Origin of the sequence: Bradyrhizobium sp. CCH5-F6 (assembly GCF_001556045.1) — a bacterium.
In the GTDB taxonomy this organism is placed as follows: Bacteria; Pseudomonadota; Alphaproteobacteria; order Rhizobiales; family Xanthobacteraceae; genus Bradyrhizobium.
On the sequence record NZ_LSIC01000015.1, the window covers coordinates 80,068 to 93,320 of the forward strand.

At 65.2% G+C, this 13,253-nt stretch carries 15 protein-coding genes; 9 read left to right on the top strand and 6 right to left on the bottom strand.

Annotated elements, in window-relative coordinates; translation table 11 throughout:
• The first annotated feature begins 137 nt into the window (after window positions 1-137).
• The 4 genes from AX729_RS03060 to AX729_RS03075 are packed head-to-tail and all read left to right on the top strand — an operon-like array spanning window position 138 to window position 2,207.
• Window positions 138-596 carry a tellurite resistance TerB family protein gene (locus AX729_RS03060; protein WP_061020419.1) on the top strand — a complete coding sequence of 153 codons (459 nt, stop codon included), beginning with the start codon at window positions 138-140 and terminating at the stop codon, window positions 594-596.
• Between the two features lie 2 nt (window positions 597-598).
• Entirely contained in the window at window positions 599-958 is a 360-nt protein-coding gene (locus tag AX729_RS03065; RefSeq protein ID WP_061020420.1) for a hypothetical protein, read from the top strand.
• Window positions 955-1,593, top strand: a complete 639-nt coding sequence (locus tag AX729_RS03070) for a TerC family protein (protein ID WP_061020421.1) — start codon at window positions 955-957, stop codon at window positions 1,591-1,593. The genes AX729_RS03065 and AX729_RS03070 overlap by 4 nt, the downstream gene beginning before the upstream one ends.
• A gap of 32 nt (window positions 1,594-1,625) precedes the next feature.
• Window positions 1,626-2,207 carry a TIGR00645 family protein gene (locus AX729_RS03075; RefSeq protein ID WP_061020422.1) on the top strand — a complete coding sequence of 194 codons (582 nt, stop codon included), beginning with the start codon at window positions 1,626-1,628 and terminating at the stop codon, window positions 2,205-2,207.
• A 90-nt stretch (window positions 2,208-2,297) separates the two neighbouring features.
• Here AX729_RS03075 and AX729_RS03080 read toward each other — a convergent pair whose 3' ends face one another.
• Genes AX729_RS03080 through AX729_RS03100 form a run of 5 tightly spaced genes read right to left on the bottom strand, consistent with a single transcriptional unit; the run spans window position 2,298 to window position 6,741 of the window.
• Window positions 2,298-3,575, bottom strand: coding sequence for an MFS transporter (locus AX729_RS03080; protein ID WP_245325035.1), 1,278 nt, complete (start codon window positions 3,573-3,575; stop codon window positions 2,298-2,300).
• Window positions 3,576-3,623: 48 nt separating this feature from the next.
• Entirely contained in the window at window positions 3,624-4,067 is a 444-nt protein-coding gene (locus AX729_RS03085) for a cupin domain-containing protein (protein WP_061020423.1), read from the bottom strand.
• 20 nt (window positions 4,068-4,087) lie between these two features.
• A complete protein-coding gene (locus AX729_RS03090; RefSeq protein ID WP_061020424.1) occupies window positions 4,088-4,888 on the bottom strand; it encodes an alpha/beta fold hydrolase in 801 nt (266 codons plus the stop codon).
• A gap of 54 nt (window positions 4,889-4,942) precedes the next feature.
• Window positions 4,943-5,491 carry an NAD(P)H-dependent oxidoreductase gene (locus AX729_RS03095; protein WP_245325037.1) on the bottom strand — a complete coding sequence of 183 codons (549 nt, stop codon included), beginning with the start codon at window positions 5,489-5,491 and terminating at the stop codon, window positions 4,943-4,945.
• Between the two features lie 17 nt (window positions 5,492-5,508).
• Entirely contained in the window at window positions 5,509-6,741 is a 1,233-nt protein-coding gene (locus AX729_RS03100; protein ID WP_061020448.1) for an acyl-CoA dehydrogenase family protein, read from the bottom strand.
• 444 nt (window positions 6,742-7,185) lie between these two features.
• On the opposite strand from AX729_RS03100, the gene AX729_RS40340 reads away from it, so the two are divergent.
• Together AX729_RS40340 and AX729_RS03110 are read left to right on the top strand one after the other, a co-directional pair.
• Complete coding sequence (locus AX729_RS40340; protein WP_245325044.1) at window positions 7,186-7,899, top strand: LuxR C-terminal-related transcriptional regulator; 714 nt, start codon at window positions 7,186-7,188, stop codon at window positions 7,897-7,899.
• Window positions 7,900-8,051: 152 nt separating this feature from the next.
• The gene (locus AX729_RS03110) at window positions 8,052-8,315 is read left to right on the top strand and encodes a hypothetical protein (protein ID WP_061020449.1); all 264 of its coding nucleotides are present in this window, start codon (window positions 8,052-8,054) and stop codon (window positions 8,313-8,315) included.
• A gap of 7 nt (window positions 8,316-8,322) precedes the next feature.
• Here AX729_RS03110 and AX729_RS03115 read toward each other — a convergent pair whose 3' ends face one another.
• Entirely contained in the window at window positions 8,323-9,219 is an 897-nt protein-coding gene (locus AX729_RS03115; RefSeq protein WP_061020427.1) for an alpha/beta hydrolase family protein, read from the bottom strand.
• Between the two features lie 181 nt (window positions 9,220-9,400).
• On the opposite strand from AX729_RS03115, the gene AX729_RS03120 reads away from it, so the two are divergent.
• From AX729_RS03120 to AX729_RS03130, 3 genes are all read left to right on the top strand, one after another.
• Entirely contained in the window at window positions 9,401-10,789 is a 1,389-nt protein-coding gene (locus AX729_RS03120; protein WP_061020428.1) for a class II 3-deoxy-7-phosphoheptulonate synthase, read from the top strand.
• Between the two features lie 4 nt (window positions 10,790-10,793).
• On the top strand, window positions 10,794-11,147 hold the full coding sequence (locus tag AX729_RS03125; RefSeq protein ID WP_061020429.1) for a diacylglycerol kinase: 354 nt from the start codon (window positions 10,794-10,796) through the stop codon (window positions 11,145-11,147).
• Between the two features lie 148 nt (window positions 11,148-11,295).
• Window positions 11,296-13,053: an NAD+ synthase gene (locus tag AX729_RS03130; protein WP_061020430.1), complete on the top strand. Its 1,758-nt coding sequence runs from the start codon at window positions 11,296-11,298 to the stop codon at window positions 13,051-13,053.
• Window positions 13,054-13,253: the final 200 nt, after the last annotated feature.

Below are 13,253 nucleotides of genomic sequence, written 5' to 3' on the forward strand. Positions count from 1 at the left end.
GTCGGTCAACCTCGTGATGTCGGATGACCTGTCCCGCGCGAATGCGATGGATCGGCTGATCGTCGGCCCTTGGTTCTCTCCGACAATTTGTCTCCATCGCAGCTCCGTGCGGCATTTCGCTATCGAAGGGAGCTACGATGCCTGACGCCAAGACCTCAGATCCGGTCGAGATCACTGACCCGCCCGGCCGGAACGAGCAGGCCGCGGCCGCGCTGGTGATCGTGGGCGCGCTCGTTGCGGTTGCCGACCGGCGCGTTTCGCCGATCGAGCGCGACGAAGTGATTAGTTTCATTCGGGATCGCAAGCTGGCGCCGCACATTTCGGACGAACGGCTCCTTGCCATGTTCGATGAACTCGCCGAACGACTCGAGGAGCCCGATTTTGCCAACGTCGTGATCGACACGCTGCGGCCGATCTCCAATCTGCCGCTTGCGTCGCATCTGGTGGAGCTTTCGGAACGCGTTGCGGCAGCAGATGATCACCTGGATCCTCACGAAGATCAGGCGATTAAATTGTTGCGCTTGCTGACGCTGGTGCTGCCTCGCGCCAAGCCGGTCGGGCCGGGCGCCGAGCTTCAGGCCACCACCAAGGAATGAGAATGAGCGTAACCCTGGACGAGCGTCCGAAAACCAAGGACGCCACCAGCCAGATGGCTGGCGGCGACCCCCGCCTTGACAAGCTCGTCGATCGGCTGCCGCCGCGTATGGGCGAAACTGTCACCTATCTTCTCAAGCCGTCCAGCCGCTGGGTGAGAATCCCGTCGGGCACACTGCTCGTCGCCGGCGGCGTGCTCTCGATCCTGCCGCTGCTCGGCGTCTGGATGCTGCCGCTCGGCCTCGCATTGCTGGCCGAAGACGTGCCGGCGCTGCGCTCCTCGCGCGCGAAGGTTCTCGACTGGATCGAGCGAAAGAAGCCGCATTGGCTCGAGCCCTCGGCATCGGGGAATGATCAAACATGACTGAATTCATCACCGCCGAGGCGCTGACCGCGCTGTTTCAAGTCGTCTTGATCGACCTCGTGCTCGCCGGCGACAACGCGGTGGTCATCGGCCTCGCCGCGGCGGGCCTGCCGCCGGAGCAGCGCCGCCGCGCCATCATCGTCGGCATCGCCGCAGCCACGGTGCTGCGCATCGCGTTTGCCGGCGTGGCGACCCAGCTCCTGCAGGTCATCGGACTGCTGCTTGCCGGCGGCGTGCTGCTGCTCTGGGTGTGCTGGAAGATGTGGCGCGAGCTGCGCGAACAGAGTACGCATGCGGAGCAACTCGCCTTCAGCCATGGCGGGGGCGCGGAGGCCGCGCCGGCACAGCGAAAGACCTTCGGCCAGGCGGCGCTGCAGATCGTCGCCGCTGACGTCTCGATGTCGCTCGACAACGTGCTCGCGGTTGCGGGCGCGGCCCGCGAGCATCCCTACATACTCGCCTTCGGCCTTTTGCTGTCGGTCGCGCTGATGGGCGTCGCCGCCGATCTGCTCGGCCGCGTGCTCCAGAAGCATCGCTGGGTCGCCTATGTCGGCCTCGCCATCATCATTTACGTCGCCTTCGAGATGATCTATCGGGGGTCGCTCGAGCTCGCGCCTGTGATCGCGGGTCTCTGAGGGGCATTCCTGTCTGAAATCCGGAGCGATCAATGACTTCTGAACCCAAAGCACCTTCGGCGCAGGCCGTGCCGCCGCGACTCGGCTTGTTCGCCCAGCTCATCTTCGGCTCGCGGTGGCTGCAGTTTCCGCTCTATATCGGCCTGATCGTCGCGCAGGCCGTCTATGTGTTGCTGTTCCTCAAAGAGCTCTGGCATCTGGTCGCGCACTCCTTCGACGCCAGCGAGCAGCAGATCATGCTGGTCGTGCTCGGGCTGATCGACGTCGTCATGATCTCCAACCTCCTGATCATGGTGATCGTCGGCGGCTACGAGACCTTCGTGTCCCGGCTGAACCTGACCGGCCATCCCGACGAGCCGGAATGGCTCAGTCACGTCAATGCCAGCGTGCTCAAGATCAAGCTCGCGATGGCGATCATCGGCATTTCCTCGATCTCGCTGCTCCGGACTTTCATCGAGGCCGGCAATCTCGGCACCACGCGGAGCAATTTCACCGAGACCGGCGTGATGTGGCAGGTGCTGATCCACCTGACCTTCATCATCTCGGCGGTCGGCATCGCCTGGGTCGACCGGCTCAGCGAGAGCGGCCATCGCAACGAGGCCGGTCACGGCTAAGGGGGCGACCCTCTGACGGGAGGTGCCCGGCGTCCGTTCTGGTTTCTGCCCGGGAGCTCGCGTGAGACGGTCCCGTCCGCTCCAAGCTATTCATTCGGCTGGACTGCCGACGACCGCACCCTGCCTGACGTCTTCGCGGGCGAGGATCAGCAGGAGGCCGACGATGATCAACTCGACCACGGCGAAGGCGACGAAAGCCCCGGTGAACGCGCCGGAAGAGGCGTTGATGATGGCTCCCATCATCCAGGGTGCCACGAAAGCCGACAAGATGCCGAACACCTCCGCATAGCCGATCGCAGCCGGTGCGAGCGCGTCGGAGTATTTTTCGCTGAGCAGCGCGAAGATCGCGCCGCCGCCGAGCAGCGCGACGCCGCTGAGGGCTGCGAACAGCACGAGCATCCCGAACGGCATCGGCGTGACGACGCTCCAGAGGAACATCAAGGCGGTCAAGAAGGCGAGTCCCGCGGTGAGCTTGATCATGAAGGGCTTGCCGAGCCGGTCGGACATGTAGCCGCCGATCACCAGGAACAGGACCTGCGACAACCCCATCACGGTGCCGATCACGGCGCCGGCTTCCGGCGGCATGTGCTGCACGGCGATGTAAGCGGGCACCACCCAGGTGGCCGTGCCGGCGATTGCGAAGGTGCAGGCCACGATGCCGAAACCACCGACTGCGATCCATTTCGAGCGGAAGATTTCGCCGAGAGGCAGGTGCTTCTGAGGCGTCTCATTGCCCCAGGTGAAGTCGGCGATGCCGATCTCGCGCGGGCTGTTGCGAACGACGAGGGCGTCGATCGCGGCGACGATCAGGGTGCCGACCGCCAGTACCGCGAAGAAGGTCCGCCATCCGGTCGCAATGGTCAGGGGAATGCCGAGTGCGAAATCCAGTGTGATGGCGAGGCTGTAGGCCGCAAGGATGATTCCGACCACCGAGCCGCGCCGGCTCTGCGGAAACCAGCCGAAGATCAGCTTCATGTTGCCGATGAAAATGCCGGCGTCGAAGAAGCCGATGAGGAGCCGCAGCAGCACGAGCTGGGTATAGGTCTGGACGAACACCTGTAGCATCATCCCGAGACCGGTGCCGGCAAGGCCGATCAGCAGCATGTTGCGCGCCGTCATGGAGCGGCTCACCGGCGACCACACCACCATGCCGACGCCATAGGTCAGTGCGAAGATGCCCTGCGCCAGGCCGGCCTCGGCGGGATTGAGTTTCAGGCTCTCGGAGACGAACGGCAGCACGGCCGCGAAGGCGTACCAGTCGGCCGCGAGGAATATCTCGCAGAAGATGGCGAGCGCCAGCATGCCCTTCTGCCAGCCCGCAATCCGTCGGCGGTCGCTCTCGGAAATGGTGGTCCAGTTGGTCGTCATGATCGATCCTCGCGGTTTGAGCTTTGGGCTTTCGGCGGGAAACCAGCATCAGGCCGGGGGCGGCAGGAAATCGACCTCGTGCTCGGCGGCACGCCGAACGACTTCCTGCGGATCGGGCAGGTTGTGGATGCGATCGAACAGCTCCTTGAGCGATCGGGTCGGCGCAACCCAGAACAGGCTGGTCGCGGTTTCGCCGGACTTGTTGAAGATGCCGTGGGGAATGCCTTTGGGCATGCGCACGAGGTCCCCGGCGGTCGCCACCAGGTCCTTGCCGTCGAGCCAGAGATCGTAGCGGCCGCTCAGCACGTAGACGAATTCGTCCTGGGTCGGATGAACGTGTGGCGGCACGAAGGTGCCGTCGGGAAACACGGCGTGCCAGGCCATCGACGCCTCGGAGTGTTGCTTCAGCGTGTAGGTCTGGCCCAGAATGTTCCAGACGATGTTCCCAAAACCGTCCTTGGCAGGGGTTACGCCCGGCGGCATCTCGATCATGGTGGTGTCCTTCTGTTGAGCTACTCGGCAAGAAAATCGGTCACGTGGTGCGCGGCGGAGGGCGTTTCCTCGAACACCAGATGTCCGGTGGTCGGCACCAGCGTCACCCGCGCGTCGGGCAGCCCCGCCTTCCAGGCTTCGGCTTGCGCCGTTGGGCGCAGGCGATCGGAGTCGCCCCACAAGATCAGCGTCGGCATTGTGATCCGGTGCAGCCAATGCGCGAGCTTCGGATTGCCTTGTGGATCGTCGCGGATCAGCTTGGCGAAGCCAGTCACTTCGCGCCCGAGGCGGGCATCGAATGAAGGATCCGGCGACTTGGGAAAGTAACGGAGCGCGTTCGACGGATCGTTCGCGAGATAGGCCGGCAAATCCTGTGGCGCGATCTCGAACAGGCCGGGGGCCGGCGCGCTCGCAACCACGAGGCCGGCGGGCGCGACCAGCACCAGCTTGCGGACGCGATGCGGCTGGCGGATGGCGAACTCGGCGGCGAGCCACCCGCCGAGCGAAAATCCGGCAAGATCGAACGTCGCGAGTCCCAGCTTGTCGAGCAAGTCCATGGTCTGGAGGACATGATCCTCGATCGTATCGATCCAGACCGCATCGCCGGAGTCGCCGAAACCGACCTGATAGGGAATGATGACGGTGTGCCGCTTCGCCCAGTCGCGTGCCATCTCAAAGCCGGTGAACGTTCCGGTACCGTGCAGGAACACCAGCGGGGGGCCGCTTCCGATGGTGTGAACGACGGTGCGCACGCCATTGATGTCGTATTCCGCGCGAGCAAAGCCGGTGAGGTCGGGCGAGGGTTTGACGGTCTCAAGCATGATTGACGTCTCCGGTTGAAGGCAGCCTGTCTGGGCACAGCAGCGCAAGAGGGGTCATGCGGCGTTGGCCCGGCGGTCGCCGACGAGCGCTGCGAATTGTTCCACGGCGTTGGCGAGGCGAGCGGCAATCATTGGCGCCAGTGGGACGCCCGACGCCAGTTCGTCGCTGCTCGCATAGATCGCGGTCGACACCGTGCAGGCCTCGAAGAACCCGAACAACGGACGGAGCTGATGCTCGACCACCAGCGAGTGGCGCAACCCGCCGCCGACCGCTGTCAGCAGCACCGGGCGATTGCGCAGCACGCCGGGCTTGATCAGGTCGAAGACGTGCTTGAACAGGCCGGGATAGGAGCCCTGGAACACCGGGCAACCGATCACCAGGCCATCGGCATGCTCGATCGCCTCGACGAGGTCGCGCGCGCGGTCGTCGAGCCCGTTGCGGGTAAACGCGGCGATGCCCTGGCCGGCATCGACGAGGTCGAGGATGTCGGTCTTGAGCGCGTGTTGTGCCAGGAGATCGGCCGCAACGGCTTCAACGAGCACGCGCGATCTTGCCGGCCGCCAGCTGTTGCCGCAGAAGCCAACGATGCGGGATCCGTTCACGCCGACCTCCTGCGCGCTCAGCCAGTCACCCCGAACACTGTCCATTGCGCGTCCGGCCCGGGAAGGCCGAGCAGCGCACGACCGCATTCCTCGACGATCTGGTCGGCCATCAGGATGTGCTGGGTGCCCGAGTGGATGTCGCGATAGAAGCGCTGCATCGGCGTGTTGTGCAGCGAGGCGCCCCGGGCTGCACGGTGCGCGAAGGTCGAGACGTCGGACAGGACGTCGTGGATGTGGCGCAGCGACAGCTTGATCATTGTCATTTGCGCCAGCGAGGGACTTTCGCCGGCGGCGCAGGTCTCGGAGACCTCCTTCCAGGTTTCGTGCACCAGCGCACGTGCCGCGCGAAAACGAGCCTCGGCCTGCGCGAACTGGAACTTGAAGCTGGCGCTCTCGCACGACTTGCCGAAGGGATCCTGGCGCGGGACGATGACCTTCACGAGTTCGTCGAGCATGCGGCGGCCGACCCCGACCGCCCAGCTCGAGTGCGACCAGGCGCTATAGCCCGCGAGCCCCAGCGCGCCCTGCACGCCGCCGCGACGCGGCGCGCCGATGTCGAAATCGTAGGTCATGTGTGTCGGCACGAACAGCTCGTCGCCCTCGCTGAGCGTGTAGTCGAAGCTTCCGGTGGCGCGCAGGCCGAGCACGTCCCAATTGCCCATCAGCTTGATGGTCGCCCGCGGATGGTGGGTGACGACGATCTTGGGCTGTCCGTTGGGACCGAACACCATGTCCTTGCCGGATGCGTCGGTGACGAAGCAGCCGGAATGGACCCATTCGGCATGCTGGATGCCGCTGCCATAGGCCCAGTTGCCGCGGATCATGTAGCCGCCGTCGACCGGACGGGCGAAGCCCCGCGGGACTCCGTTGCCGGCGATGGTGATGTCGGCGCCTTTTGCGAAGACCTTCTTGATGCCCTCGTCCTCGACATAGATGGCGAGCGTCGTGCCTTCCATGTTGTTGCCGATCGCACACCATCCGGCGGATGCATGCGCATAGGCAAGGCGCTCGATCACGGTCATGGCGTCGTATGGCAGAAGCTCTGCGCCACCGACCTCGCGGGGAAACAGCATCGTGTAGATGCCGGCCTTGCGAAGCGCGGCGACGACGTCGTCGGTGAGATAGCCCTGCGCCTCGGCCTCGGCCGCGCGGGCCTCGACCAGTGGCAGCACGGCGTCGAGGCGCGCGTGGAACTCGGCCACTGATGGCGTCGTGGAAGGCCTGGCGGCGCGTTGCATGGAAAGGCTCATGGTCGGTATCTCCACGTCAAGCTGTTGCTCCGCCGCGCGATCGGCGGGGAGGATCGGGACCGCGGGAACGGCGTCCGTCGGCAAAGCTCTGCCGTCGCGCGCCAAGGCCGTTGGCGCGCGGGTGAGCAGGCAGCTCGCGATGGTGACGTGACCCCGTCGGAACCGCGTGATGTCGTCACGCGATCACGATGGGCAAATGCTAGGGATGAAGCGGGCAGACCGGCAATCCCCCATCATGGGGGGATCGCCGTTGCTGCTCTGCCGTAAAGCTGAGCCTGCGAAGCACGGTTCTGCCGCTTCTTTCCGCTTGACCGGAGAACAGGCGAAGAAGAAGTTTTAAGCCTATAACAAAACGAAATGGCGCACGTCGCGCGAGGAGTGGCGGTGAGGGCCGAGCAGGAGCAGTTTGACCGTCTGCCTGAGGGCCAGCTGGCGGATCGTTTGATGTCCATCGCCGAGAGCCGTTCGGTGCGTGCACTGGGCGCGGCCTGTTGCTCAGCAATCACCGAGCTTACGGGATCGCCGACCGTCGGTCTCTACCTGCTCGACGGGATCGAGCCCGCCCTGGTCTATAGCCGCCACGTCGCCGATGGTCTGCTCGACAATTACAAGGCCGGCTTCTGGAAGCACGACCCCGTGCTCGACTGCATCATGACCCGCGGCTGCGCGGTCGACGGCGAAACCGTGATCGGCCCGCAGCAATGGCGGCAAAGCCCGAGCTTCGAGATGCTGCATGAATGGGGCTTCGCCTACAATATGGGTGGGCCGCTGTGGTGCGGCCGGAAGATCATCGGCGTGCTCTTCACTGCGACGACGGAGACGGGCGCACCCTATACGCCGCGGGCACGATTGCGCATGGAGATGCTATGCCGGGCCGGCTCGCTGGCGCTGACCAACATGATGAATGCGGGCGAGCTGCAAGCCGATCGTAGCCCGGGCCGTCAGCCCGAGACGGCCGGGATGCTGTCGGCATCGCTGCCGCCGCGCTCGGCGGATGTCGCCATCCGGGTTTGCCGTGGCCAGACCAACAAGGAGATCGCCCGCGAAATGGGGATATCCGACCAGACCGTGAAGGAGCACGTCGCGAATCTGTGCCGGCGCTTCGGCGTGCACAACCGGACCGAACTTGCAGCCTGCCTTCTCAGCGCCCGGCAGTGAAGCCGCCGGTCACAGCGCGCGTTCGCCGGGGTCGTTAAAATTGTCTGCAATCCGTCCAGCAGCGGCAAACCGTGCGGACGAGAAGCACTGCGCTTTAAACCAGAGCTTTGGAACTGATCTGCATCCTGCCTGCAACAGGGCAGGGCATCAGCATGTCAATTCTCAGGGAGATCGTCGCTGCGGTCGCGGGAGTCTACGCGCTCCTGCTCGCCTGCGACGCATTGTTCGGGGGCGGCGAGGCACGCTTCGACGACGCATATTACCGCGCCAGCTTCTACGCGCCGCGGCCGAAGGAATTCCGCTTCGCCGGTGACACGCCGCCGGCGGTGCGCGTCAGCGACGCCTTCGCGCAGTTTGCGCCGGGCGAAGCCAAGCCGAACAGGCGCTACTCGTCTCTGACGACGATCATCCGGTGACGCAGCCTCATTCCCCCTGAATCCACTCCGCCACGCCGCGCCACAGCGTGTCGCGGTGATCGGGGCGGAAGAAGCCGAAATGGCCGATCGCCCTGGCGCCGACCTCGGGCGGCTTGACCGTGAGCACCTCCGGCTTGATGGCCGAGAAACCGCTCGCGAGCAACTCGACCGCGGGGCGCGTGGCCCAGGGATCGTCGGAGAAGCACAGCGCGCGCAGCTCGCCCTTGAACCTGGCGAAGTTCTCGAGCGCCGGCAGTCTTGAATCGAAGAGATAGCGCGGGCTCGAGACCCATTCGGCCCATTGCAGGAAGACGCCCTTGGGCAAATCCTCCCCGACGCCGGCCCAGCCCGGGGCATAACCGAGCGCGTGCGTCAGCGGTACGCCAACGAGGTTCATGAAAGCGAAGACGCGATATTTTTCCGGCGAGGTCATCAGCCGCCAGGTTGCCGCCTGCGAGGCCACGAACGCGGCGCGCGAGATCTCGCTGTTGTTCGCGATCAGTCCGAGCGCCTGGCCGCCGAAGGAATGGCCGACATAGGCGAGGGGCAGGCTGCTATAGCGCTCACGCATCCAGCTGACCGCGGCGGTGACGTCGAGCTCGGCCCAGTCGGACATCGATGCCTTGAAGCCGACCAGCGATTTCGGGCGGTTGTAGCCGACCATCGCCGGCAGCCGGGAGCCGCCGATGCCGCGATAGTCGTAGGTCAGCACCGCGCAGCCGCGATGGGCGAGGTAGGAGGCAAAGCCCCGATAGATCTTGCGTGGCACGGCGGTCGCCGAATTGATCAGGACGGCATGGCGCTTGGCGCCGCGTGGCAGGAACAGGGTGCCGGCCAGCGCATAGCCGTCGGTCGCAGGAAAGCTGATCTCGTCGATAAAAACGTCGTCCAGTGCCGCGTCCATGGGCGGTCGGTGTCCCGTGAGTTTCGTTGCCGGCGCCAAACAAATGCGAATCCGGCTTTTCCCGCAAGGGTTTGCGGTGCGAAATGGATTTACAACTGGCGGTCGGGAGCCAGCCTGTGTATAAGGCGGCCCTCGCAACCCACAGATCGGGTTGTGCTTTTTGCTTCACGGAGAGGTTGCGATGTCCGAGCGGTGGACGCCCGAGTCCTGGCGCAGCAAGCCGGTGCTACAGGTGCCCGACTATCCCGACGCCAAGGCGTTGGCCGACGTCGAGGCGCAGCTTGCGACGTTTCCGCCGCTGGTGTTCGCCGGCGAGGCGCGCAATCTGAAGAAGGCGCTGGCGCGGGTTGCGGCCGGCGAGGCTTTCCTGCTTCAGGGCGGCGACTGCGCCGAGAGCTTCGCCGAGCACGGGGCCAACAACATCCGCGACTTCTTCCGCGTGCTGCTCCAGATGGCGGTGGTGCTCACCTATGCCGGCGCGGTGCCGGTGGTGAAGGTCGGCCGCATCGCCGGGCAGTTCGCGAAGCCGCGCTCATCGCCGACCGAGAAGCTGAACGGGGTCGAGCTGCCGAGCTATCGCGGCGACATCGTCAACGACATCGCCTTCACCAGGGAAGCGCGCGTACCCGATCCGCAGCGCCAGCTGATGGCCTATCGCCAGTCGGCCGCGACGCTGAACCTGCTGCGCGCCTTCGCCACCGGCGGCTTCGCCAATCTCGGCAGCGTGCATCAATGGATGCTCGGCTTCCTCAAGGATTCGCCGCAGTCCCGCCGCTACAAGGAGCTGGCCGACCGCATCTCCGATGCGCTCAACTTCATGCGCGCCTGCGGCCTCGATCTCGAAAGCCATCCGGAGCTGCGCGCGACCGATTTCTACACCAGCCACGAGGCCCTGCTGCTCGGCTACGAGCAGGCCATGACCCGGGTCGATTCCACGACAGGCGACTGGTATGCGACGAGCGGCCACATGATCTGGATCGGCGATCGCACCCGTCAGCTCGATCACGGCCATGTCGAATATTTCCGCGGCATCAAGAACCCGATCGGGCTGAAGTGCGGTCCGTCTCTGAAGGCCGACGAGCTGCTCAAGCTCATCGACGTGCTCAACCCGGACAACGAGCCGGGCCGGCTGACGCTGATCGGCCGCTTCGGTTCGGACAAGATCGGCGAGCATCTGCCGAACATGGTGCGCGCCGTGAAGCGCGAGGGCAGGGTGGTGGTCTGGTCCTGCGATCCCATGCACGGCAACACCATCACCTCCAACTCGGGCTACAAGACGCGGCCGTTCGACCGCATCCTGTCCGAGGTGAAGTCGTTCTTCGCGATCCATGCCGCCGAAGGTACCCACGCCGGCGGCGTGCATCTGGAGATGACCGGCCAGAACGTCACCGAATGTCTCGGCGGCGCCCGCGCCATCACGGATGAGGATCTCAACGACCGCTACCACACGGTCTGCGATCCCCGCCTCAACGCCGAGCAATCCATCGACATGGCTTTCCTGGTCGCGGAACTCCTCAAGCAGGAACGCGCCGGCAAGGCTCAGCCAATTCCGGCCGCTGCGGGGCTCTGAAACCTTGCTGCGGATCTGGAAGGCCACGATCAATTCCCGGAACGGTCTGGCTTTTGCGTTCCGGTCGGAGCAGGCGGTTCGCGAGGAGATCTTTGCGCTCCTGCTGTCGGTGCCGCTCGCCTGGTTCATCGGCGCGACCGCGATGCGCGCGGTCGAGCTAGTGTGTTCCGTCGCGTTCGTGCTGGTGGTCGAGCTGCTCAACACCGCGATCGAGAAGCTCGCCGACCGCCTGACCCTGGACCACGACAAGCAGATCGGCCGGGTCAAGGACATGGGCTCGGCAGCAGTCGGCGTCGCGCTCCTCATGACCGGCGCGTTCTGGATCATCGCCATCATCGAGCGATTGGGGTTCATGTAGCTCCCGGAGAAGATCCGATGCGCAGCATCGTCGAGCGTAAATCGGGTGAAGGGGCTCAGATCCCACGAGAGATCGTAACCCGTCACCCGAATTGCATCTGCGATGCAATTCGACCTCTGCCTTCGGGAGAGGTGCCGGAGAGAGCGCGATGACCGAACGTCTCAACACATTCTCGGTCACGCTCGCCCAGCTCAACCCGACCATGGGCGACGTGGAGGGCAATGCGGCGAAGGTGCGCGCCGCGCGTGCGCGTGCTGCCGCCGACGGTGCCGACCTCGTGCTGTTTCCGGAGCTGTTCATCGCCGGCTATCCACCGGAAGACCTGGTGCAGAAGCCGGCGTTCCAGGCCGCCTGCCGCGCCGCGATCGAAAGCCTCGCGCGCGAGACCGCCGACGGCGGGCCCGCGATGCTGGTCGGCACGCCCTGGGTCGAGGAGGGCAGGCTCTACAATGCCTGCGCGCTGCTCGACGGCGGCCGCATCGCGAGCTTGCGTTTCAAGTGCAACCTGCCGAATTACGGCGTGTTCGACGAGAAGCGGCTGTTCTCGCGCGGCCCTGCCGCCGGTCCCGTCACCGTGCGCGGTGTGCGGATCGGGGTGCCGATCTGCGAGGACATCTGGCTGGAGGAGTCCGAGGACTATGAGAACGTGGTCGAGACGCTGGCGGAGACCGGCGCCGAGATCATCCTCGTGCCGAACGGCTCGCCTTACGCCCGCGACAAGAGCGACGTGCGCCTGTCCGTCGCGGTGGCGCGCGTGACCGAGAGCGGACTGCCGCTGGTCTATTTGAACCAGGTCTGCGGCCAGGACGAACTGGTGTTCGACGGTGCATCCTTCGCGCTCAACGGCGATCTCTCGCTCGCGGCGCAACTGCCCGCCTTCGAGGAGAGCATCGTCACGCTGCGTTTCACGCGCAACGGCGACGACTGGCGCTGCACGGGCCCGATCGCCGGACTGCCCGAGGGTGACAAGGCCGACTACGCCGCCTGCGTGCTGGGCCTGCGCGACTACGTCGTCAAGAACGGCTTTCCCGGCGTGCTGCTCGGCATCTCCGGCGGCATCGATTCCGCACTGTGCGCCGCGATCGCGGTCGACGCGCTCGGCGCCGACCAGGTGCATGGCGTGATGCTGCCCTATCGCTACACCGCACCACATTCGATCGCGGATGCCGGCGAGCTCGCGGGCCATCTCGGCATTCGCTACGAGGTTTTGCCGATCGCCGAGGCTGTGAACGGCTTCGAGACCATCCTGTCCGGCATCTTCAAGAATCTGCCGCCTGACATCACCGAGGAAAACCTTCAGGCCCGCACCCGCGGCACGCTGTTGATGGCGATCTCCAACAAGACCGGGTTGATGGTGGTGACCACAGGCAACAAGTCGGAAATGTCGGTCGGTTATGCCACGCTCTATGGCGACATGAATGGCGGCTTCAATCCGATCAAGGACATCTACAAGACTGAGGTGTTTCGCCTGGCGGCGTTGCGCAATAGCTGGAAGCCGGAAGGCGCGCTTGGCCCCTCCGGGGAGGTGATCCCGCCCGACATCATCACGCGCCCGCCGACCGCGGAGCTGCGCGAGAACCAGACCGACCAGGATTCGCTGCCGCCCTATGACGTGCTCGATGCCATCCTGGAGCGCCTTGTCGAGCGCGAGCAGCCGCTGGATCAGATCATCGCCGCCGGCTTCGATCGCGAGACGGTCACCCGCATCGACCATCTGCTCAACGTCGCCGAATACAAGCGCCGCCAGGCCGCGCCCGGCGTGAAGGTGACGCGAAGGATCTTCGGTCGCGACCGCCGCTATCCGATCACGAACCGGTTTCGCGACAAGGGCGAGGTGTTGCCGGCGGCCGACGAGACACTGGTGTCGCGCGGGAGCCAGGCGTCGATCGACGCGTTCGAGGGGTGATGCTTCACGCTTGCGGCTTACATCTTACGTAACCGCGAACGAGATGGACATTGATGTGCCCTCGCCCCTTGTGGGAGAGGGCAGCACCGCTGCTGCAACGGGCGCATTCGGGTGAGGGGTTCTATCCGCGTACACATGTGCACGCGGATAGAACCCCTCATCCGGCGCTTCGCGCCACCTTCTCCCACAAGGGGAGAAGG

Coding starts and splice junctions, on each gene's coding strand:
- AX729_RS03100 (WP_061020448.1), bottom strand. CDS start 6,741: ATGAGCCTTTCCATGCAACGCGCCGCCAGGCCTTCCACGACGCCATCA.
- AX729_RS03075 (WP_061020422.1), top strand. CDS start 1,626: ATGACTTCTGAACCCAAAGCACCTTCGGCGCAGGCCGTGCCGCCGCGA.
- AX729_RS03070 (WP_061020421.1), top strand. CDS start 955: ATGACTGAATTCATCACCGCCGAGGCGCTGACCGCGCTGTTTCAAGTC.
- AX729_RS03110 (WP_061020449.1), top strand. CDS start 8,052: ATGTCAATTCTCAGGGAGATCGTCGCTGCGGTCGCGGGAGTCTACGCG.
- AX729_RS03120 (WP_061020428.1), top strand. CDS start 9,401: ATGTCCGAGCGGTGGACGCCCGAGTCCTGGCGCAGCAAGCCGGTGCTA.
- AX729_RS03115 (WP_061020427.1), bottom strand. CDS start 9,219: ATGGACGCGGCACTGGACGACGTTTTTATCGACGAGATCAGCTTTCCT.
- AX729_RS40340 (WP_245325044.1), top strand. CDS start 7,186: ATGTCCATCGCCGAGAGCCGTTCGGTGCGTGCACTGGGCGCGGCCTGT.
- AX729_RS03065 (WP_061020420.1), top strand. CDS start 599: ATGAGCGTAACCCTGGACGAGCGTCCGAAAACCAAGGACGCCACCAGC.
- AX729_RS03130 (WP_061020430.1), top strand. CDS start 11,296: ATGACCGAACGTCTCAACACATTCTCGGTCACGCTCGCCCAGCTCAAC.
- AX729_RS03090 (WP_061020424.1), bottom strand. CDS start 4,888: ATGCTTGAGACCGTCAAACCCTCGCCCGACCTCACCGGCTTTGCTCGC.
- AX729_RS03085 (WP_061020423.1), bottom strand. CDS start 4,067: ATGATCGAGATGCCGCCGGGCGTAACCCCTGCCAAGGACGGTTTTGGG.
- AX729_RS03080 (WP_245325035.1), bottom strand. CDS start 3,575: ATGACGACCAACTGGACCACCATTTCCGAGAGCGACCGCCGACGGATT.
- AX729_RS03060 (WP_061020419.1), top strand. CDS start 138: ATGCCTGACGCCAAGACCTCAGATCCGGTCGAGATCACTGACCCGCCC.